This window comes from Oryzomonas japonica (assembly GCF_008802365.1).
Taxonomy (GTDB): Bacteria; Desulfobacterota; Desulfuromonadia; order Geobacterales; family Pseudopelobacteraceae; genus Oryzomonas; species Oryzomonas japonica.
The window spans coordinates 255593-276696 of sequence record NZ_VZQZ01000002.1 but is presented as its reverse complement, the minus strand read 5'-3'; the positions used below and the strand labels follow the sequence as shown (position 1 = coordinate 276696).

The following is a 21104-nucleotide window of genomic DNA, read 5'->3' as shown; positions in this document are numbered from 1 at the left end:
GCACTAAGGGATGGGCGTGGGCTATTTCATAACATTCGAAGGCATCGAGGGGTGCGGCAAAACGACCCAGATCAAGCTGTTGGCCGAACGCCTGACGGCAGCCGGCCGGCGGGTCACGCAGACACGGGAGCCGGGCGGTTGCGCCATTGCCGACCAGATTCGCAGTATCCTGCTGGACGCCGATAACCGCGCCATGCTGCCCCACGCCGAGCTTCTACTCTACGCCGCCGCCCGGGCCCAGCATGTGGGCGAGGTCGTCAAGCCGGCCTTGGATGAGGGGGGCGTGGTGTTGTGCGACCGGTTCACCGACGCAACCATTGCCTACCAGAGCGACGGCAGGGGGATCGACCGCGCGACCGTCGATACCCTGAACGCCCTGGCGTGCAGAGGGATACGGCCGGACCTGACCGTGCTAATCGATTGCGAACCGGTTCAGGGTCTTGAGCGGGCGCGCCGCAGGATAGATGCCTCCAGCGGCCCCCGTGAAGAGCGTTTTGAGTTGGAGGCCCTGGCCTTTCATCAGCGGGTCAGGGACGGTTACCTGGCCCTGGCGGCCGGAGAGCCGCACCGGTTCCTGCTCGTGAACGGCAGCGATACGATCGAGCGGATCGCCGCCACCATCGCCCGGCAGGTGGTCTCGCGCATGGAGGAACAGCACCATGCCGTTCGCTGACATCATAGGACATGAGCGGGTCGTGGAGGTGTTCCGCCGCGCACTCCGATCCGGAAAGACCTCCCACTCCTACCTGTTCGAGGGGCCGGCCGGCTGTGGGCGCAAAACGACCGCCCGCGCCCTGGTACAGGCAATTTTCTGCACGGAGCGGGAGGATGACGCCTGCGGCGTTTGCGCCTCGTGCCGCAAGGTGGCCGCCGACTCCCATGCCGACATCCACTACATCGAACCGGACGGCCAGTTTATCAAGATCGAGCAGGTCAGGGAGTTGCAGCGCGACTTGTCCATGCGCCCCTACGAGGCGCCGCGCAAGGCCTGCATCATCGAGTCGGCCGAACGCTTCAACCCGTCAGCCGGCAATTCGCTGCTCAAGACCCTGGAAGAGCCGCCCGGCAATGCCATCATCATCCTGCTGACCGAGAACGCCGGCATGTTGCTGCCGACCATCCGTTCCCGCTGCCAGTTGATCCGTTTCTCGGCCCTGTCCACCGAGAACGTCCGGCTGCTGCTGGAACAACACGGCATGGCTCCCGAGACGGCCGAACTGCTGGCCCCCATGTCCGGTGGGAGTATCCAGCGTGCTCAGGAGTTGGACAACGACACCCTTAGTAACCGCAAGGATACCCTGTTGGCGCGCCTTTCAGCTCTTGACCGGAACAGGATCGCCACTATTTTCGACGCTTCCGAGGAATTGGGCACCAGCCGGGACGAGACCTTGGAAACCCTGGATATGCTCATCTCGTTCATGCAGGACACCGCCCACCTGGCAGCCGGCAGCAGTGCCATCGTCAACGCGGCGGTCCGCCCGGCGCTGGAAGGCTTTGCCGCCAAATGGCCCCTGCAGCGGACGTTGCAGATACTGGAAGATAGCATGGAAACCCGGCGGGCGGTCCAGCGCAACGCCAACAGCAAGCTCGCCCTGGACCGGCTCTTCATGCGGATTGCCGCCACAGCGTGCTAAATCACAACGAATCGGTCCGGGCCGCCGGTTTATACGGCGCTCGCATCGGACGCTTGGAATAAAGGAGATATTTTGCCACGAATCGTAGCCATACAATTTTCAACAGCCGGCAAGCTGTATGATTTTGACGCCGGCAACCTCGATCTCGCCACCGGCGACAAGGTGGTGGTGGAGACCGAACGGGGCCTGGGAATCGGCACCGTTTTGCGGGGACCGGTCGAACGCAGCGAGGGGGTGCCCGAGAACCTGGTCACCATCCGGCGCAAGGCCACGCCGGACGACATGGCGACCCAGGAGCGCAATCGTCAGCTGGAAAAAAGCGCCTTTGACTTCTGCCTCAAACGGATCATGGAACGCGCCATGCCGATGAAGCTGGTGCGAGTCGAATACCAGTTCGACAGCAGCAAGGCCGTGTTCTATTTCACCGCCGACGGTCGGGTTGATTTCCGCGACCTGGTCAAAGACCTGGCCCATACCTTCCACACCCGCATCGAGATGCGCCAGATCGGCGTGCGCGACGAATCCAAGATGATCGGCGGGATCGGCATCTGCGGCCGGGAGCTGTGCTGCTGTTCATTCCTGCGCGAGTTTCAGCCGGTGTCGGTCAAGATGGCCAAGGAGCAGAACCTGGCCCTGAACCCCAGCAAAATATCGGGGCAATGCGGTCGTCTGCTCTGCTGCCTGGATTACGAGTACGAAANTACGAAACCTATTGCTGCCTGCGGAAAAACTTCCCCAAATGCGGGAAACGGGTCCGCACTCCAACTGCCGTCGGCGTCATCGACAAGATCAACATCCTGACCGGCAACATTACGCTCAGGCTCGACGATAACAAACAGATTACCATCAGGCGCGACGAGATCCTAAGCGACAACGCCGCCGATGCGCTTCCCACGCTGCCCGCGGCTGCTCCGGCATCGCAGCCCGAAGCCCGCCGCGAGCAGCGTGAGCGTAAACACCACCAGCGACAGCCGTCGTCCCCGGCTCCGGCACCCCAGCAGAAGGACGAGACGCGGGAGGAAAGCAAGCGCGCCGCTGTTACGCCGCCTCCCCCGGCCGTCGAGGCCGGCGTCGACGAGGCACAGGATGGCCAGAAGAAACAGGAAGGGCGCCGCAGAAATCGGCACCGCAAACACGGCCACCGCCGCAAACAAGGTGACAAGCCCGATACCAGCACAACTCCAACGCCAAACACTCCGGGAGCATGACATGAAACCTACGTTCTACCTCACCACGCCCATATATTACGTCAACGACGTACCCCACATCGGCCACGCCTACACCACGGTGGCGGCCGACGTCCTGGCCCGCTACAAGCGCCTCATGGGATACGACGTCTATTTTCTGACCGGCAGCGATGAGCACGGCCAAAAGGTGGAAAAGGCCGCCACAACCGCCGGCGAAACGCCCCTGGAACTGGCCGACCGTGTGGTGAAGCGTTTCCAGGCGCTCTGGGAACGGCTGGGCATCTCCAACAACGACTTCATCAGGACCACCCAGGAGCGCCACAAAAAAGGTGTGAGCCATATCTTCAAGGATCTTCTCGAAAAAGGCGACATCTACCTGGGCGAGTACGAAGACTGGTACTGCACCCCCTGCGAAACCTTCTGGACCGAAACCCAGTTGATCGACGGCCGCTGTCCCGACTGCAACCGGCCGGTGGAAAAACTGAAGGAAGAGTCCTACTTCTTCCGCATGAGCAAGTACCAGGACCAACTTCTGGCCTATATCGACTCCCACCCCGACTTCATCCAGCCCAAAAGCAAGCGCAACGAGATCATCTCCTTCGTCAAGGAGGGGCTGCGCGATCTGTCGGTGTCGCGTACCACCTTTACCTGGGGCATCCCGGTGCCGGGCAACGACAAGCATATCGTCTACGTCTGGTTTGACGCCCTGACCAACTATATTACGGCCTTGGGCTATCCCGAAGCGACCGAAGACTACAAGCGTTTCTGGCCGGTCAACGTGCACCTGATCGGCAAAGACATCCTGCGTTTCCACGCCGTTTACTGGCCCACCTTCCTGATGGCGGCCGGTCTGCCCCTGCCGGAAAAGGTCTTTGCCCACGGCTGGTGGACCATCGAGGGCCAGAAGATGAGCAAGAGTCTGCAAAACGTGGTCGAGCCCAACATGCTGATCGACAAGTACGGCGTGGACGCGGTCAGGTATTTCCTGCTGCGCGAGGTGCCTTTCGGCCTGGACGGCGACTTCTCCCACCCCGCCCTGGTCCAGCGGATCAACTCCGACCTGGCCAACGACCTGGGCAACCTGCTCAGCAGGTCAACAGCCATGGCGGTCAAGTATTTCAACGGCATCCTGCCTGCCCCGGGGGAGTTGAATGTAAGCGACCTGGCGCTGAAACGGCGCACCGAAGAGATGATCGTCACCATGGAAACCTGTATGAACGACCTGGCCTTCAGCAAGGCGCTCCAGGCCATCTGGGAAGTGATCTCGGCGGGCAACAAGTACATCGACGAATCGGCTCCCTGGACCCTGGCCAAGGACCCGGCACTCAAGGAACGGCTGGCTACGGTCATGTACTGTCTCCTGGAGTCCCAGCGCATCGTACATATCATCCTGTCGGCCTTCCTGCCGGCCACGGCGAAGAAGGCGCTTGATAGCCTGGGATGCGGGGAGGAGAAGGAACTGGTCGGTTTGACCTGGGGCGGGCTGAAGGAGGGGACGGTGATTACCAAGACCGAAGCCCTGTTCCCGAGGATCGAGGGGTAAAACACAGCAGGAAAAGCAAAAAACTTATTCCCAAAAGCATTCAAGCTGATACCTAACCACCTCCACCCCTTCCTGAATCAGGAGGGGCTGGGGGTGGTTGAGATCAGTGCGATTTTGGTTGCAACTTGGAATTATTCCTTACTTCCGCTTGACACGGAAACCGGCCTTCTCCATGGCGCTGAGATCGAGGCCGGTTTTCGTTTTCACTTCCTGTGTTACCGCCTCCGGCTTTGGGCTGCGCTGGGGCTTTGGTTTTCCCCCGCCCGCCTCGGCCTCCTTGATGGAAAGCGCGATCCGCTTGCGCTGCGCATCCGCCGACAACACCTTGACCTTGACCACCTGCCCTACCGCGACCGCGTCGTTGGGGTCCTTGACATAGCGGCTTGCCAGGTGGCTGACATGCACCAGGCCGTCCTGATGGACGCCTATGTCCACAAAGGCGCCGAAGGCGGTCACGTTGGTCACGACCCCTTGCAGAATCATGCCTTCCTGAAGATCGGTTATCTCCCGGATATCATCCCGAAAACTGGCGGTCTGAAACTGGCTGCGCGGGTCGCGGCCCGGCTTTTTCAACTCCTCCAAAATATCCCGCAGGGTCGGCATACCGACGCCGTCGCTCACGTAGCGGCGCAGGTCGATACCGGCCACAAGGGCAGGATCGGCCGCCAATTGGGCCAGGGTTACCCCCTGATCCGCGGCCATTGCCTTCACCAGCGAATAGCGCTCGGGATGCACCGCGGTGTTATCCAGGGGGTGGACGCCGTTGCGGATGCGGAGAAAGCCGGCAGCCTGTTCGAAGGCCTTGGCCCCGAAGCGGGGCACATCCAGGAGTGCCTTGCGGGACGGGAAGGCTCCCTGCCGGTCTCGAAAACCGACAATCGCCTTGGCCAGGGCCGGCCCCACGCCGGAGACGTAGGAGAGCAGCGCCCAGGAGGCGGTGTTCAGGTCCACCCCGACGTAGTTGACGCACGACTCCACAACATCGTCCAGGGCCTTCTTCAGCATGGTCTGGTTCACGTCGTGCTGGTACTGCCCCACGCCGATACTCTTGGGGTCGATCTTGACCAATTCGGCCAGGGGGTCCTGGAGTCGCCGGGCAATGGAGATGGCGCCCCGCACCGTCAGGTCCAGGTCGGGGAACTCCTCCCGTGCGATATCCGAGGCCGAATAGACGCTGGCCCCCGCCTCGCTGACCATCACCACCGGTACGTGCCGGCCCGCCTCTGCCAGCGTTTCCTTGGTAAACAGCTCCATCTCGCGACCGGCCGTACCGTTGCCGATGGCGATCATCTCGATGGCGTGCGCCCCCACCAGACGCAGCAGATCCTGCCGGGCTTGGGGTACCCGCGCCGCCCCGGTATGGGGGTAGATGGTGACATGTTCCAGAAAACGCCCGGTGCCGTCCACCGCAGCCAACTTAGACCCGGTGCGCAGCCCCGGGTCGATACCCAGCACCCGCTTGCCGCCGGCCGGGGGCGCCAGTAGCAGGTTGCGCAGATTGCCGCCGAAAACCCGGATGGCCACCTCGTCAGCCAGATTCTTGGCCTCCAGGCGCAGTTCCACCTCAATGGAGGGGGCGATCAGGCGTTTGTAGGCGTCTTCGGCCACCCCCTCCAGAAGCGGGCTAAAAATACTGTCGGCAGTGATCAGGCGGGACTTCAGACCGGCCAGGATCTGCTCCAGCGGCGCCGTGACGGTCAGGAAGAGTACCTCTTCCTTCTCGCCGCGGCGCATGGCCAGCATGCGGTGGGAGGGAATCGCTTTCAACGGTTCCTGATAGTCGTAATACATCTCGAACTTGGTGACCTGATCCTTCTTGTCGGCGGCCACCCGCGAGTTGAACACCCCCTGTTCCCAGGTCAAGCGCCGCACCATGGCCCGGGCATCGGCGTCGTCGGACAGGCGTTCGGCCAGGATATGCCCGGCGCCTTCCAGGGCGGCGGCCGCGTCAGGCACCCCCTTGTCGGGGTCCACATAGGCCTGGGCCGCATCCTCCGGCGTTCCGACGGTCGCCCCTTGGGCGGCCATCAGGTCGGCCAGAGGTTCCAGTCCCCGTTCGCGGGCAATGGTGGCCTTGGTGCGCCGTTTGGGCTTGTAGGGGAGGTAGAGATCCTCCAGTTCGGTCTTCTGGCGTGTGGCCTCGATCCGTTCCCGCAGTTCCGGGGTCAACTTTCCTTGTTCCTCTATGGAGTTGAGGATCGTCTGCTTGCGTTCCTCAAGCTCGCAGAAATAGGCGAAGCGCTCTTCTATGGCACGGATTTGAACCTCATCCAGTTCACCGGTGTGTTCCTTGCGGTAACGGGCGATGAAGGGGACCGTGGCCCCCTCTTGCAGGAGTTCAACGGTGTTTGCGACCTGCTGTGGTGTGAGGGAGGTTTCTTCAATGATTGCGCGAATGATCGTAGTAAGCTGATCCTTGCTGACGGGCATATTGTTTCCTGTTCTTTTGTGTTTTTGGGGGGCGTGCATACTACAACAGCGTGAGGGAAATGGGAAGGGGGAGCACACGCAAATACGTTACCAAAACGGATGGCCGGCAAAATTATAACGTCATCACAGCCCTATTTGTCGTAACGCCACTTGAAGTTAACAACCTTGCAACCGGGCATTGCCTGCCGGAAACGGTTCAAGCCTTCTTCGCTGATCATGGTGCCGCTGCAGGTCAGCCATTTCAGCCCCGGGAGGCCGGTCAGTTTGTGGAGCCCCTGGTCGCCGACCGCGGTGTGATAGATGTAGACGCGCTGCAACTCGCCGAGCGAGGTGAGCTGCGCAAGACCGTCCTCGCTGATGGCGGTGTTCGAAAGACACAACTCCTGGAGTCCCGTAAGGTGCGTCACATGCGGCAGGGCGCTGTCGTCGATATCGTTCAGAAAGAGGGCTTGCAGATCCTCCGGCTGCATACTGTCCAGAAAATCCAGCCCGTTGCCGTCTATCCCCTTGACGTCCAGTCGCACCCCTTTGCCCAGAAACACTTCCTTAATGCCCCGCGCGCTCCCCAGCCATTGCCAGTCGCGGTAGTCCGTCGAGCCTATGTTGCGCACATAGAGCGTGCCGTAGCTCTTGTCCGCAGGAAAGCGGATGACCCGCGTTTTCACATGGGGAGAGTTTTGGGGTTCGGTCACGTCCTCCCCCCGCAGCACCGAAAGCCGTTTGCGCAGTTGGGCGATATCCTCGTCCGCTTTGGCGACCATTTCGGCCAGGAGATCGATGCCATCGGCCTGGGCCTCGGCCACCCGCAGTTTGAAGCGATAGATGTCCGTCTGCTTCAATTCGTCGATCTGGAGGATGACGGCGTGGATATTCTGCTGGAGCCGGGCGATCTGGCGGATGACCCGCACCAGTTCCGAGGCGACGTCCTTGCCTGAAACGGTTCCGGTCCCCACCTCCCAGTCCCAAAAAAGTTCTTCAAGGCACTTGCGGTCGCCCGATTCGTAGGCTTGGTTGGCAACCGCCATCAACTCCTGGCGCCGCAGGCGGTCCGCCTCGTCCGAGGCCAGGTCGGGATGCACCGCCTTGGCGACCCCGCGATAGAGCGACTTGATGTTCATGGAGGAGGTGTCGGGTGGTCCCTCATCTTCATCGTCCAGCAGGTCGGTCGTGCGTTGAAAATGGCTGAACGTCTGCTCGTCCGGCGACTCTTCCTGGCGGGGAGGTGCCTTTTCCGTGCCGAGGATGCCATTGAGCTGCCATTCCAGCTCTTCCAGAACGGTGATCCGACCGCCCACGGTATCCTCGTAGAGCTGCTCAAAGGTGCGGATCTCGGCTTTAAGGCCGGAAAACATCCGTTCCCAGTCGTTCAGTTCCAGTTGATAGCGTTTTGCTTCACGCTGTTTGCGTTCAAGTTCGACCTCTTCCGGGGTCTTCAAACGATTATGGAAGGGAGGCGTCATGGGGTTGCCCCCCGGCTCACCATCTGTTCACGGGATTGACGGGCCAGCGGCAAGGTGATGCGGCGCTGTTCGGCCATGGAAAGCCGGAAAAGCGCCTCAAAGGTCTCGATCAGGGCGCCGACCTCGCGACTGGCGGTCATCAGGATATAATCGACCACATCGTCCGGCACCCGCACCTGGCGGTCATCGGCGATCTTTTTCAGGATCATGCGCCGGGAGTGGTCGTCGGAGGCATCCACGCGGGCGACCAGCCCCCACAAGAGACGCGAGATCAGGTGGTCGTCCAGGTGCGGCAGTTCCCGCGGCGGCAGAAGACCGGCCAGGGCAACTTTCCTGCCGCTGGCGTAGAAGTCGTTGAACACCTGCCACAGGGCGGCCCGCAGGGAGGCTTCGTCTGGGAGCAGGTGCAGGTCGTCCACCACGAGGGCCGAGGCTCCGTTAAAGTGCGCAACCAGCTCCTGGGCGGAAAAGCGGTCGCGGCACGACAGGTAGCAGGCGGTTTCAGCGGGACACAGGGAATGGGCTATGGATTGGAGCAAATGCGTCTTGCCGGAACCGGCCGGACCGTGCAGGTAGAGCAGGTTCTCGGCATCGGAACTGTCGGCTATGCGCCGGGCGAATTGGAGCGCCGCGGCATTGCCGTCACAGACGACGAAGCTGTCGAAGCTGTATGCGGGGGTTATGGGAAAATCGAAAAACTGCTGCATGGTCAGAATAGGTTCCCCTGGGGTGACTCGGGCGCTATGCGGTCGAAGTGCAGATAGGCGGCGCGGGTGGCGACCCGGCCACGCGGGGTGCGGTTCAGGAAGCCGTTTTGGATCAAAAACGGTTCGTACACATCCTCGATAGTGTCGCTCTCCTCGCCGATGGCCGCAGCGATGGTATCCAGCCCCACCGGGCCGCCGGTGAACTTGTCGATGATCGTCAGCAGGATCATGCGGTCCATCTGGTCAAAGCCCATCTCATCGATTTCCAGTAATTTGAGCGTATCCTGAACAACCGTTCGGGTGATGACGCCGTTGGCCCGCACCTGGGCAAAATCCCGTACCCGCCGCAGGAGGCGGTTGGCGATGCGGGGGGTGCCGCGGCTGCGCCGGGCAAGCTCGACGGCGCCCTGGGATTCGATCTCCATACCCAGGATATGGGAGGAACGGCTGATGATGGTGGCCAGTTCCGGTTCGGTGTAGAACTCCAGGCGCGAGATCACGCCAAAGCGGTCGCGCAGCGGTGAGGAGAGCAAACCGGCCCTGGTGGTGGCTCCCACCAGGGTGAAACGGGGCAGATCGAGCTTGATGCTGCGGGCGCTCGGCCCCTGACCGATGATGATGTCCAGCTGGAAATCCTCCATGGCCGGGTAGAGGATCTCCTCCACCACATGGGACAGCCGGTGGATCTCGTCGATGAAGAGCACGTCGTGGGGTTCCAGGTTGGTCAGGATGGCCGCCAGGTCGCCGGGGCGCTCGATGACCGGTCCGGAGGTGGACTTGATGTTGACCCCCATCTCACAGGCCACGATATTGGCCAGAGTGGTCTTACCGAGGCCGGGAGGGCCGTAGAGCAGGACATGGTCCAACGCCTCGCCCCTGCCCTTTGCGGCATCGATGAACAGGCGCAGGTTGCCCTTGATCTTTTCCTGGCCGATGTAGTCCGACAAGGCGCGGGGCCGCAGGGTGGCATCGAACTGGAGATCATCGTCGCTTTTTTCGGGTGTTATGGCGCGTTGCTGCATTGCTACTCCGCTGTTATCATACCGGTATGAACCGCTAGACTATGGCCTATTTTGCCGCAATTGTCAAAGGAGGAGTACCGCTTTTCACGACGCGTTTTGGCCAATAAATGCATGGAATTTGTGGCCGGCTATGCTAGTCTATAAAATAATAGCGCACGGTTAATGCTTTGCCTGTTCCGGGCCGAGCGAAGTGAGGGTGCGCAAGGAGGTATACGCCATGAAAACAATTATTGTCAGCCTGATGTTCTTGCTTGCCGGGGCAGCCATTTATGCCGATGATACCCCGTTCATCGTGCCCATGGACAAGGATGGCGTCCAAAGGGTGGAGGTGCTGGGGGGTGACTATTTCTTCAAACCCCGCCACATCGTGGTCAAGATCAATCAGCCGGTGGAGATGCTGGTGCGCAAGGATGGCTGGGTCATCCCCCACACCATCGTCATCGATGCCCCTGAGGCCAGCATCAAAGTAAATGTATCGCTTTCCCGCGACCCGAAGGTCATCGCCTTCACCCCCACCAAGGTGGGCAGCTATCCGTTCTACTGCGACAAAAAGCCGCCGTTCCTTGCCAGCCATCGCGACAAGGGAATGGAAGGCATCCTGGAGGTCGTTGAGTGAAAGTAATCTTCATCCACCCCCACGGCAGCAACTTCATGCCGGGCGTGCAGGACATCACCACCATCTTCAACATCATGCCCCCCCTGGGGATCATGAGTATCGCCGCCTGGCTCGAGCGCCACGGCATCGAAGTCGAGATCATCGACTGTTATGCAACGCCCCTGGGGGTTGACGACCTGGCCGATGAGGTCATCCGCCGCCGCCCCGACGCGGTGGGCTTTTCCACCACCACCTCCGCCTTCCGGGAGGGATACCGCATCGCCAGCGCCATCAAGGAGCGGGACGCCCGGATCGTCACGGTCTTCGGCGGCGCCCACCCCTGCACCATGGGCGCGCCGCTCCTGGACGACTTCCCGGCCATCGATTACCTGGTGATCGGCGAGGGGGAACAGACCATGCTGGAGTTGGCCCAGGCCGGTTTCAAGGGTGTGGAGTCCCTGCCCGGCATCGCTTTCCGCCGCGACGGCAAAGGTGTATTCACCAGCCAGCGTGAACTGATCGCCAACCTTGACGACCTCCCCTTCCCCGCCTACCATCTGCTGCCCGGCTTTCCCGAACGCTACACCCTGCCGCTGTTCAGCTTTCCCACGGCCCCCAACACGAGCATCATCTCCAGCCGCGGCTGTCCCTATGCCTGTTCCTACTGCGACCGTTCGGTCTTCTCCCGCGGTTTCCGCTTCAACTCACCCGAATACATCGTCGAGCACGTGGCCATGCTCAACCGTGACTACGGCATCCGCCACGTTTTTTTCTACGACGACCTGTTCACCTTCGACCGCAAGCGGGTAGCGGAATTCTGCGACCTGAAGGCAAAGAGGCGGCTCAAGGTGACCTACAACTGCATAGCCCGGCTCGAGCACGTGGATGAGGAACTCCTGGGGCTGCTCAAGCGTTCCGGCTGCTGGCAGGTCAATTTCGGCATCGAATCGGGCGACCCGGAGGTACTCAAGAAGCATCGCAAATTCTACGGCCTGGACGAGGTGGGTAAAAAACTGCAGATGGTCAAGAAGGCGGGCATGCGGGTCAAGGGGCTCTTCATGATCGGCCTGCCGGGGGAGGACGAGGCCGCCATCCGCCGCACCATCGACTACGCCCTCTCCCTGCCGCTGGAAGAGATCAACGTCACAAAATTCACCCCTTTCCCCGGTGCGCCGATCTACAAGACCATTCGCGAGCAGGGGGAATTCGACGAAAACTGGGAACTGATGAACTGCATGAACTTCGTCTTCGTGCCCGCGGGGATGACCAAGGAACAGCTGGAAAGGCTCTACAACGAATTCATCCGTCGTTTCTACCATCGCACCCGCATCCACTGGGGCTACACGAAGATGCTCTGGAAATCGCCCCACAGCATCCTGGTATTCCTGCGCCATCTGCCGGAGATACTGGCCTTCGAGCGGAAGCAGAAGTGGTGAAAAGTTCAGGCGATTATACGGTCATAGGTCGAAATGGTTTTCCGACGAAGCCGGCAAGAGAGAAACTGTGAGTAAAACAGCCAAAGAGGGGGTATGTCTGTTCAAGGGGGCGCTGCTCGCCGTCCTCCTGGTCGTCCTCTGCGGCCTCGTCTGGAGTGAGCTGCCGCCCGAATGGCTGGACTCGCGCTGGCTCGAGGCGTGGATCAAGAGCAGGGGAATCCTGGCGCCCCTGGCCTATATCCTCCTCAGAACCATTGCCATCGTGCTGACCGTTGTTCCCAACGCCCCCCTGGATGTGGCCGGCGGTGTGCTCTTTGGCCCGTTCTGGGGCACCGTCTACTCGCTCATCGGCTCCGAGGTGGGGGCCATTGCCTGCTTTCTCCTGGCCCATGCCCTGGGCAGGGAGGCGATCACCCGGCTCCTGCACCGGAAGATCGCCTTCAGCGGCCATTACCCCCAGCGCCAGATGGCGTATATCGTCCTATTCGCCCGACTCGAGCCGGTCTTCTCCTTTGCCCTGGTCAGCTACGGCGCCGGCCTGACCGGCATGTCGCTCCGCGCCTTTGCCCTGACCACACTGGTGGGCATGACCCCCGGCACGGTCCTGCTCAACTACTACGGCAAGACCTTCTTTACCGGTGTTTCCCTGGTGCAGCAGATCATCATGGGGCTCGCCCTGGTCGCCCTGCTGCTGGCCATCCCGGTCTGGATCAGACACAGTAGACCCGGGTGGTGGGACGGCCACAAGAAGGAAGCCGGACCACCGGAAGGGGAACCCTAGTCATGACGGACAAACCGTATAGCGGCCAAGGGAAGGCCAGCCGTTTTTTCAGCTTCATGGCCGCGGTTGTGCGAGATTTCCAGCGCAACCAGGGTTTTCTGCTGTCCGGCGCCGTGGCCTACTACACCCTGCTGTCGGTGGTCCCCATGTCGATCCTCGTCCTGACCGTGCTATCCCACGTTATCGGCGAGGAACGGCTGGTAGCCACCATGTCTACCTACTTGGAGATGGTGGTGCCCGGCTATACCGCCACCCTGCTGGAACAGGTGCGGGTATTTGTGGAAAACCGCCAGGTGATCGGCATCATCGGTTTTATCGTCATGCTGTTTTTCAGTTCCATCGCCTTTACGGTCCTGGAAAACGCCATCTCGGTGATCTTCTTCCATCATGTGAGGCATGAACGCCGCGGCTTCCTCGTCTCCGCCCTGATCCCCTTTGTCTATATCTGCGCCCTTGCCCTGGGCATCGTACTGGTATCGGTGGTGGTGGGTGCGGTGGAGACCCTTGAAAGCCGGCATTTGGTCCTGTTCAACCGGAGCGTGAGCCTGGCCGGTACGGAGAGGATTGCATTGTATGTCCTGGGGATCGCCGGCGAACTGCTGATGCTCACATCCATCTACCTGGTGATGCCGGTGGTACGGGTCACCTTTCGCCACGCCCTGATCGGCGGAGTGGCTGCCACACTGTTATGGGAGATCACCCGCCGCATACTGGTCTGGTATTACGCCTCCCTCTCCATGGTCAACATCATCTACGGTTCCATTGCCACGGTGGTGGTGACCCTGCTCAGTATTGAGGTGTCGGCCCTGATCCTGCTCCTGGGCGCCCAGGTCATTGCCGAACTCGAAACCACCCGTTTAACGGCTGCGGATAAGCTGGACAGGTTCGAGACATGATAGCGAACAACCATCAATACCACTCCACACAACAGGTCGGTGAATTTCTCCTATGACAAAAAATACAATCCTGATCACCCTTGCCCTCATTGCCTTCCTCGCCCCGCTCCCGGCCCGGGCAGAAACCGCCGTCACCACGGCCCAATCGGAATGCGCCCTGCTGACCGGCTACGGCATCACCCACCGCTATTTCGGCGCCACCCGCACCCAGGTGCAGACCTGGGACGTCATCGCCCGCTATGGCCGTTTCCTCTCCCAGGAGGTCGGCAGGGGAAGCTGGTATCAGGGGCGGCACGAACTGCTGGTGGAGGTGCCCTATCACATGGCCGTGGACCATGACGCCAGGTCCATGGTGGGAGGGTATCTATTGGGAAGCTGGAAATTTACCGGGTTGGAGGGCATCTCCCCCTACGTCTTTGCCGGCGGGGGGATACTCTATGTGGATCTGGGGCTGCCCACCATGGGGACCAAGCTGGATTTTTCCTACCAGGGGGGAACGGGGGTGCAGTACTTCGTACGCAAGAATACGGCACTCATGGCCGAGTACCGCTACCATCACATCTCCAACGCCGGAACCGCCGCGCCCAACGAGCCGCTCAATTCCAGCAAGTTCCTGGTGGGTATGACGTTCTATCATTGAATCGCTTCATCTATCGCACTTCTTCAGGGACATGGCCGCCGGCAGGGTCACCAGAGAAAAAAAGGTAATGAATCCTACTCCCAGGTTCGTGGCCCAGCCGATGGAAGACATGGCGCCGTAGTCGGTAAGGGCTAGGGACCCGAACCCGACAATGGTGGTCATGGCCGAAAGGAAGACCGACCGGCCGATCTGCACGTACTGCCGCTCCCGTTCGCCGGGCGTCTCCGCCGTGACCCGGAAGCGGATGTACAGGCCGAAATCGCTCCCCATCCCCACAATCGTCACCAACACCATGGCATTCATGAAATTGAGCCCCATGCCGCTCAAAGCCATGGTCCCCAACATGCAACCAGAGGCAGCCGCCACCGGAAACAGAGAATAGAGCACCCCCGACGGCATGCTGGCAAAATGAGCCAATAGAAAGAACAGCACCAGCACCCCACCCAACAGGAAGGCGCCGGTAAAGCTGTTCCGTACGGCATCCTTCAACTGGCTGCTGATCAGGTCGATACCGGTCATGCGAGCCGTAGGGTCCAGAGCCGCCAGCGCGGCTTGAAAGGCGGGCAGATCAAGCGAGGAGCCGGAATAGTGCAGATACGCCAAGGCGTGGTAACCGGTAGCGGTTTTAACCAGATGGCGATCGACAACCCCCTTGAGGGGCGAGGCCGAAAGGCGGGCCACCGCCTCTTCGGGGCTTATCGGTACGGCTCGTTGTAGATGGCTCATCCCATTCAGAAATGGCTGGAACTGCTCTGTGGCAAACCCTTGCCGGTCAAGCGCCCCCAGCATGGACTTTTCGAGGTGCGCATCGCCAAACCGCTCCCGTAGCCGGAGAGACAACTCCATCTGTGTCTTCTGGCTGTTGATCACACGGCAGAGGGATGACCACGCCACGATCTGTCCGCGCGCCTGAAGGGATGCCGCCAGTGCGTCCAGCCGCGAAACCCGCTCCAGAACATCGGAAAGATCACGCCCCTCCAACGCCACCAGTATCTGTTTCGGCGCGATACTCAAGTTCCGTTCGATCTTTTCCTGCGCGAGAAAAGCCTCGGAATGGCGCGGCTGTAGGTTTTTGAGTTCGCCATCGAACGTGATGGAAAAAGCCGCCCAGCAGAGCCCTGCCGTCATCAACAGGGAGCCTGTGGCAACCACCGCCGGATGCCGCAGCACGGCGCGCCAGAGGTATGGCAGGCCGAGGCAGGGTATGGGACGGTAGGTGATGGGAAATCGGCGTTCCATGAACAGCAGCAGAGGCGGCAGGAAAAACAACGTGGCATAGAGGGAATAGATCACCCCCAGCCCCACCAGTAGGCCGAGTTCGTAGAGTGCGCGGACATCGGACACCATCAACGCCAAAAACGGGACCGCCGTGGTAATGGCAGCGGTGAAGACGCCGCGACCGGTGTCGAGGATCGCCAGTTCCAACGCTTCCTGGGATGTTTTGCCGGCAGCCCGCTCACTATGGAAACGGTCATAGATATGGATCGAATAGTCGGTGCCGATGCCGGTGATGAGGGCGGTAAAGGCAAAGGAAATGATATGGATCGACCGGAGAAACAGCCCGGCGGTCCCCAGGGCGAACAACACGCCGCACGCCAGGATCAGCGGAATGAGGAGGGTAGGCAACAAGCGCCGGTAGGCGATGTAAAAAATGCCCAACACCACCAAGAGCGAGATAACGATGCTGACGAGGACATTGGACTTCATCGCCGCTTCATCCAGCACGGCGCTGATATGTGCACCGGCGCAGGAGATCGAGATCGGAGAACCACGGCGGGCATCATTGATGGCCGCCACCAGCTTGCGGGCGAACACCATGTCCTGGACCGGTCTGGCAGGTTCGGCGATCATGATCAGCACAGCACCGTTGCGGGAGAGAAAATAGGGGGATGCCGGATCGAGGTCGAGGGCTTGACCGCCGGTCTTGAGACGCGGCAGGATCAGGTCGCGCAGGGAAAACGGGTCAACGGTGGCCAAGCCGCTGGCAAAACCGCCGAACTGCCCGGCCAGGTTGGCCTGGAGTTGTTGCAGGGCTGCGTTTGCCTGGTCGGGGGCAAAACGGGCAACAAAACGAGGCAGATCATCCGGCTGAATGAAGAGCTGGGGATGGATGACGGCATAGGCAATCAGTTCTTTGAAGGATGCCGCCTGACTTTCGTCGTAGATCCTCCAGGTGATTCGTTTGAAGGCGGGCTGCCCATCGACGCGGGCCTGTCCCAGACGCTCGGCAAAACGTCCGGCCTCTGCAGGCAGGGACGGTGGATCACCCTCCAGCAGAAAATAGGCTTCATTGGCGCTGCCGGTCCACTCAAGTGAATCGAGCAACAGCCTGAGGGCTGGCTGGCGGGACGGGAAAAGCCGGAAGATATCCGTTTCGAAATGAATGGATGTAATCATGGCGACCGACAGAACCACGGCAGCCGCGAACAGGCAGATGACGGCCAGGGGGCGCGTCGAGGCGACACGGAAGACCCATTCCAGATGACGGCGCGTAAGGGTGTTGCTGGCTGCGATGATACGTGAGGACCACGCGCGGAACATGGATTATTGCTTTCCTTGCAGTGCGGACAACGGGTAGATGGTCAGGTTGTCCACATGGGGGGTGAAGGCCTCCGGCGCCAGGTCGGTGTTGACCTCCGGTTCGGTGATCCTGATGCGGAAGCGGCCGCCGTCGTGGCTGTACATGATGATCTCCGTGGCCAGGGGCACGCCGTTCACTACCTCGTAATCGTTGTAATGGGCCTCGTCGCCGTTGGCCAGACTTTTGACAACCACCAGCCCGTTCTCGAAGGTCACCCGTTCCTTCAGCCCCATACTGCTGGTCCGCTCCACGGTACCGTCGCGCAACGAACTGCCGGGGGCCGGCACCTCCATGACCCAGCGCGCCTGGCGCCAGGTATCCCCCTGCCCCTGTTGGGGAAGCTCGGCCAGCAAGCCGCGGAACGCCACCCCCTTGGAATTGTCCACAACCGTAACCTCTTCGCCCACCACCACGGTTTCCATTATGGTGGTGCCAAAGGGGGAAAGGATCACCATCCTCATCCGGTCGGGGCGTTGATAGAGCAGAAAGCCGTTTGCGCCCATGCCCTGTTCACCCTTGGTGATGGAGAGGGACACGCCCGCCGAAAGGGTATCCACCTGGACGCCGGGCCGATACTCAAGGGGAGGCTTGGGGGTGAAGATGGCACAGCCGGAAGCCAGGAATAAGGTGGAGAGCAGGAACAAGAGGGGAAAATGACGTTTCATCGAAGGTCCGATCATTGGTCGCAAGGTTTATCCCGAAAAAACATTTGCTGCAGCGTCGCGGAGACAACGCGGCATGATGTTATAGGGCATTTACGTGAGGGCAAAAGAACCCGCATTGGTTAGGTTTATCACTCCAGGCGGAAATCGCGGTCCGTCAGCCCCACGTTGCGGCGCACCTTTTTAAAGGTCATCACGGCACGGTCGCCGTTCCGCTCCATGATGACCAATTTTCTTATCGTGCCGTCTTCCAGGAAGGTTATGACCAGTTCCTTGACCTGACCCTTGCCGTGGGGCGCAATGGTGACGGTATAGACCGGACCGGTCGCATCGGCGTGGACGCCCAGACCTTCCGGCAGGGTGGTGATCGGTGTGGCAAGTCGCGCGAACCACCGTTTCAGTCCCTGCTCCGGGGGGAGGACGATCCGGTTTCGTTCCCCGCCCGTACCCATGACCTGCTCGATGGTACTGTCCCGCAGGACCATGCGGCTGGCATAGGGTGCTTTGAGTTCAAGGTAGAACTGGTCAGGCTTGCGGAAGCGCACCGTTCCGTTCATGGTCATGGCCCGCTTCATCACCGAGAGGCGCTTTTCCTGGCTGATATCGGCCGTAAAGTCCGTGACCCCGGTAAAGGCCTTGCGAAGAGCTTCAAGCCCGTCCACGGCAGGGATCTGGCGGGCCTGACAGGGGAAAGCGCCCACGAGCAGCAGAAGCAGCGCGGCGCATGCAGCAACGGTCCGCCAGTAGGCGGCGGGGATCAGAAAAAAGCGAGAACCTCGTGCAATCAACATCATAGTTTACCTACTCCCAGGGTAAGTTGGGCCGTCACCAGCGTCCGGCCGTCGCATACCACCTTTCCCTCCACCATGAAAAGCCTGCCAAAGGCCTTGACCACCCGGACCGAGACCAAAAGCTCATCTCCAGCCCGGGGCGCGCCGGAGAATTCGGCCCGGTCGACGGCCGCCAAAAAACCACCTTCCCCCTCGTCCTGAATGGTGAGGATACCGGCCAACTGGGCGATGCACTCCACCAGCAGCACCTGGGGAAAGCTGCGGCCCGACGTAACGGCAACCCGGGCGGCCGCACGGGCGCCGGTCTCCAGTTCGACGACCCGGTCAAGGAGCAGAAAAGGGTAACGGTGGGGGAGATATGCCGCAGGATCAGACTTGATGCGAAGCTCCCTTCACTTCGCCGGGGATGCACGCCGTTGCTGCGCCTCCCGTGAAGCGGATGGCGTAGTAGGGGCCCTCGGGAGAGGCCGCCAGGTGCACCCCCTGCTGGTCGGGCTGAAGCTTGGCAACCAGGGTAGCCATGGCCGTGCCCCCCATGGCCAGGGAGTGTCCCAGGATGGAGGCGGTGTCGATGATGCCCTGGGCCTCGACCCGTTGCATCAGAAGCGGGGTGTCGCCGACGGTGCCGGAAAGGGAGAGCAGATCGCACCGATCAACGCCGCGGAACAGACGTTCCACCCCTTCCTGTTCACGACCGACCGGGAGCAGCCCGATGGTGGCGACCGTCTCCACCGTCGCCTTGACCGTGGCATTGCGTCGGGCGGCGTGAGCCGCGCTCTCCAGCACCAGAATGCCGCTCCCCTCGCCGAAACAGGCGGCATAACGCCGCAGTTGGCCGGTAGCGGCAAAACCTGAGATCATCAGCGGCGTCAGGTCATCGGCCCCGCCGGTCAGCATGACGTCGGCCCGCCCTTCGGCGATGAAACGGCAGGCCATGACAAAGGCCGACTCGGCTGAGCAGAAGCGCTGCACCAGGGTAACGTTGGGGCCCTTCAGGCCATGCTCGATGGAGGCGTTACTGGCGGGAGCATTGGAAACCGTATTGGGGAAGAGCACCGGCGCCAACCCCTCGGCGCCGCTTTTGAAATAACCGCTGAGGAATTCGGCGGAATTGGCCACGCCGCCGAAACCGCACCCCAGGGCGATCCCGATCCGCTCGGGATCGATGCACTTCAGATCAATCCCGGCATCCTTGAGAGCCAATCCCGAGGCACCAACGGTAAAGTGGCTGCACCGGTCCATCTTGCGGGCCTTGAGCGGCGGCATGAAATCCGAGGCCTTGAAGCCGAGCGCCTTGCCCCAGCGCTGGCCCGCCCCCCCCGGCACGTCGTCTGGTACGGCCGACAGGGCGTTCCGCCCCGACCCAAGGAGTTCCAGCACAGCATCCATGCCGTTGCCGGCGGCGGTCACGGCCGAGAAGCCGCTGACGACGATATCGTTGAAGGAGTAGATCATATACCCAGCACCAGTGATGTGATGTTGCCCCCGAAAGCAAAGGAATTGGACATGGCGACGTCGGCCTCGCAGGAACGTTTCCCCTCGTGGCAGTAGTCCAGATCGCATTCCGGGTCGCGGCCACGGAAGTTCAAGGTTTGGGGAATGATGCGGTGATTGAGGGCGATGACCGTGGCCAGGGCCTCGATAGCGCCGGCCGCCCCCAGACAGTGGCCGGTCATGGCCTTGGTGGAGATCAGCGGAACCGAGGTAATCCGATCGCCGAAGACCAGCTTCATGGCATTGGACTCCACCACATCATTGAGCGGCGTGCCGGTGCCATGGGCGTTGACCCACCCTACCCGACCGCCGTCGATACCGGCAACGGCAATGGCGTTGCGCATGACCCTCGCCGCCGTGGAACCGGTCGGCTCCGGAGCGGTCATGTGATACGCCTCGCCGGCCAGGGCATAGCCGAGTACTGCCCCATACACCCGGGCTCCCCGCACCACGGCATCCTCTTCGCTCTCCAACACCAGGAAAGCGGCCCCCTCTCCCAGGGAAATTCCCTGGCGCCCCAGACTGAAGGGGGAACAGGGCTCGGGATCGACCACCTTCAGCGAATTGAAGCCGCCGAAGGTCAAAAGCGACAGGGTATCGGAACCACCAGCCAGCACAGCCCGCTGTTGGCCGGTGGCAACCAGTTCGGCGCCCCAACCGATGGCGGTGGCCGACGAGGAGCAGGCCGTGGTGACTGTTCCCTGGTAGCCGGCAAGGTTGCAGGCCCGGGCTATCTCGGTGGCGGTCTTGTCGGGCAGCACGCCGCGCAGCAACACCGGCGGCGCGTTCTCTCCAACCAGCTGCGCTTTCAGCCACTGCTCCGCCTGGAACATGCCGGCTGCCCCCCCACCCATGGAAATCCCCATGTCAAAGGGTGAATAGGTATCGGACAGGCCGCTGTCCGCCAGGGCTTCAGCGGCGGCGATCAGGCCGAACTGGTCGGCACGGGAAAGTTTCCGGGCCATTGCACGGTCAAAATGGTCCAGCGGGTCATACCCCTTGACCTGGCAACCGATATGGGAAGGAAAGGCCGATACGTCGAACAGATCCAAGGGCCCGATGCCGCTGATGCCGTTCAGCAGGGCATCGCTGAACTGGGCCACATTCTTGCCGGCCCCGCAAAAAACCCCCAGCCCGGTTATGACAACGCGTTTTTTAACCATTTAGCACCAAATATCGATACGTTATATTAACAATATAAAGTGAAGCTTGAAAAACAGATTCCCCGAATCCTCACCCAAAGGC

At 61.2% G+C, this 21104-nt stretch carries 20 protein-coding genes; 9 read left to right on the top strand and 11 right to left on the bottom strand.

The window, feature by feature from the left end:
- Positions 1-16 precede the first annotated feature (16 nt).
- From tmk to F6V25_RS17220, 3 genes are all read left to right on the top strand, one after another.
- The gene (gene tmk, locus F6V25_RS04535) at positions 17-673 is read left to right on the top strand and encodes a dTMP kinase (RefSeq protein ID WP_151127433.1); all 657 of its coding nucleotides are present in this window, start codon (positions 17-19) and stop codon (positions 671-673) included.
- A complete protein-coding gene (holB, locus tag F6V25_RS04530) occupies positions 660-1634 on the top strand; it encodes a DNA polymerase III subunit delta' (protein ID WP_151127432.1) in 975 nt (324 codons plus the stop codon). Before tmk ends, holB begins: the two co-directional genes overlap by 14 nt.
- Before the next feature lie 162 nt (positions 1635-1796).
- Positions 1797-2435 (top strand): PSP1 domain-containing protein, encoded by a 639-nt coding sequence (locus F6V25_RS17220; RefSeq protein ID WP_476739185.1) that lies wholly within the window; start codon positions 1797-1799, stop codon positions 2433-2435.
- A 62-nt stretch (positions 2436-2497) separates the two neighbouring features.
- On the opposite strand, the gene F6V25_RS17215 is transcribed toward F6V25_RS17220, so the two are convergent.
- On the bottom strand, positions 2498-2788 hold the full coding sequence (locus F6V25_RS17215) for a hypothetical protein (RefSeq protein WP_246166958.1): 291 nt from the start codon (positions 2786-2788) through the stop codon (positions 2498-2500).
- A 55-nt stretch (positions 2789-2843) separates the two neighbouring features.
- On the opposite strand from F6V25_RS17215, the gene metG reads away from it, so the two are divergent.
- Positions 2844-4364, top strand: coding sequence for a methionine--tRNA ligase (gene metG, locus F6V25_RS04520; protein ID WP_191966089.1), 1521 nt, complete (start codon positions 2844-2846; stop codon positions 4362-4364).
- A gap of 138 nt (positions 4365-4502) precedes the next feature.
- On the opposite strand, the gene F6V25_RS04515 is transcribed toward metG, so the two are convergent.
- The 4 genes from F6V25_RS04515 to ruvB form a co-directional block, all read right to left on the bottom strand.
- Entirely contained in the window at positions 4503-6794 is a 2292-nt protein-coding gene (locus F6V25_RS04515) for a Tex family protein (protein WP_151127430.1), read from the bottom strand.
- 131 nt (positions 6795-6925) lie between these two features.
- Positions 6926-8254 carry a J domain-containing protein gene (locus F6V25_RS04510; protein ID WP_151127429.1) on the bottom strand — a complete coding sequence of 443 codons (1329 nt, stop codon included), beginning with the start codon at positions 8252-8254 and terminating at the stop codon, positions 6926-6928.
- A complete protein-coding gene (locus F6V25_RS04505) occupies positions 8251-8961 on the bottom strand; it encodes a DnaA/Hda family protein (protein ID WP_149305646.1) in 711 nt (236 codons plus the stop codon). The genes F6V25_RS04510 and F6V25_RS04505 overlap by 4 nt, the downstream gene beginning before the upstream one ends.
- 2 nt (positions 8962-8963) lie before the next feature.
- Positions 8964-9983 carry a Holliday junction branch migration DNA helicase RuvB gene (ruvB, locus tag F6V25_RS04500; protein WP_151127428.1) on the bottom strand — a complete coding sequence of 340 codons (1020 nt, stop codon included), beginning with the start codon at positions 9981-9983 and terminating at the stop codon, positions 8964-8966.
- 217 nt (positions 9984-10200) lie between these two features.
- Between ruvB and F6V25_RS04495 the strand changes: the two genes are divergently transcribed.
- The 5 genes from F6V25_RS04495 (at position 10201) to F6V25_RS04475 (ending at position 14331) form a co-directional block, all read left to right on the top strand.
- Entirely contained in the window at positions 10201-10599 is a 399-nt protein-coding gene (locus tag F6V25_RS04495) for a cupredoxin domain-containing protein (protein ID WP_151127427.1), read from the top strand.
- Positions 10596-12014, top strand: coding sequence for a B12-binding domain-containing radical SAM protein (locus F6V25_RS04490; RefSeq protein WP_151127426.1), 1419 nt, complete (start codon positions 10596-10598; stop codon positions 12012-12014). The genes F6V25_RS04495 and F6V25_RS04490 overlap by 4 nt, the downstream gene beginning before the upstream one ends.
- A gap of 67 nt (positions 12015-12081) precedes the next feature.
- Positions 12082-12795: a TVP38/TMEM64 family protein gene (locus F6V25_RS04485; protein ID WP_191966074.1), complete on the top strand. Its 714-nt coding sequence runs from the start codon at positions 12082-12084 to the stop codon at positions 12793-12795.
- 2 nt (positions 12796-12797) lie between these two features.
- Positions 12798-13691, top strand: a complete 894-nt coding sequence (locus F6V25_RS04480; protein ID WP_151127424.1) for a YihY/virulence factor BrkB family protein — start codon at positions 12798-12800, stop codon at positions 13689-13691.
- A 52-nt stretch (positions 13692-13743) separates the two neighbouring features.
- Positions 13744-14331 carry an acyloxyacyl hydrolase gene (locus F6V25_RS04475; protein ID WP_151127423.1) on the top strand — a complete coding sequence of 196 codons (588 nt, stop codon included), beginning with the start codon at positions 13744-13746 and terminating at the stop codon, positions 14329-14331.
- A 6-nt stretch (positions 14332-14337) separates the two neighbouring features.
- Here the strand turns inward: F6V25_RS04475 and F6V25_RS04470 are convergent, their stop codons facing one another.
- The 6 genes from F6V25_RS04470 to F6V25_RS04445 form a co-directional block, all read right to left on the bottom strand.
- A complete protein-coding gene (locus tag F6V25_RS04470; RefSeq protein ID WP_151127422.1) occupies positions 14338-16872 on the bottom strand; it encodes an MMPL family transporter in 2535 nt (844 codons plus the stop codon).
- A gap of 3 nt (positions 16873-16875) precedes the next feature.
- Entirely contained in the window at positions 16876-17577 is a 702-nt protein-coding gene (locus tag F6V25_RS04465) for a lipoprotein insertase outer membrane protein LolB (RefSeq protein ID WP_191966073.1), read from the bottom strand.
- 128 nt (positions 17578-17705) lie between these two features.
- A complete protein-coding gene (locus F6V25_RS04460) occupies positions 17706-18368 on the bottom strand; it encodes a LolA family protein (protein ID WP_246166957.1) in 663 nt (220 codons plus the stop codon).
- Positions 18365-18745 (bottom strand): hotdog domain-containing protein, encoded by a 381-nt coding sequence (locus F6V25_RS04455; RefSeq protein WP_151127420.1) that lies wholly within the window; start codon positions 18743-18745, stop codon positions 18365-18367. Before F6V25_RS04455 ends, F6V25_RS04460 begins: the two co-directional genes overlap by 4 nt.
- On the bottom strand, positions 18735-19820 hold the full coding sequence (locus F6V25_RS04450) for a beta-ketoacyl synthase N-terminal-like domain-containing protein (RefSeq protein ID WP_151127419.1): 1086 nt from the start codon (positions 19818-19820) through the stop codon (positions 18735-18737). The genes F6V25_RS04455 and F6V25_RS04450 overlap by 11 nt, the downstream gene beginning before the upstream one ends.
- Positions 19817-21022, bottom strand: a complete 1206-nt coding sequence (locus F6V25_RS04445) for a beta-ketoacyl-[acyl-carrier-protein] synthase family protein (protein ID WP_151127418.1) — start codon at positions 21020-21022, stop codon at positions 19817-19819. Before F6V25_RS04445 ends, F6V25_RS04450 begins: the two co-directional genes overlap by 4 nt.
- Positions 21023-21104 lie beyond the last annotated feature (82 nt).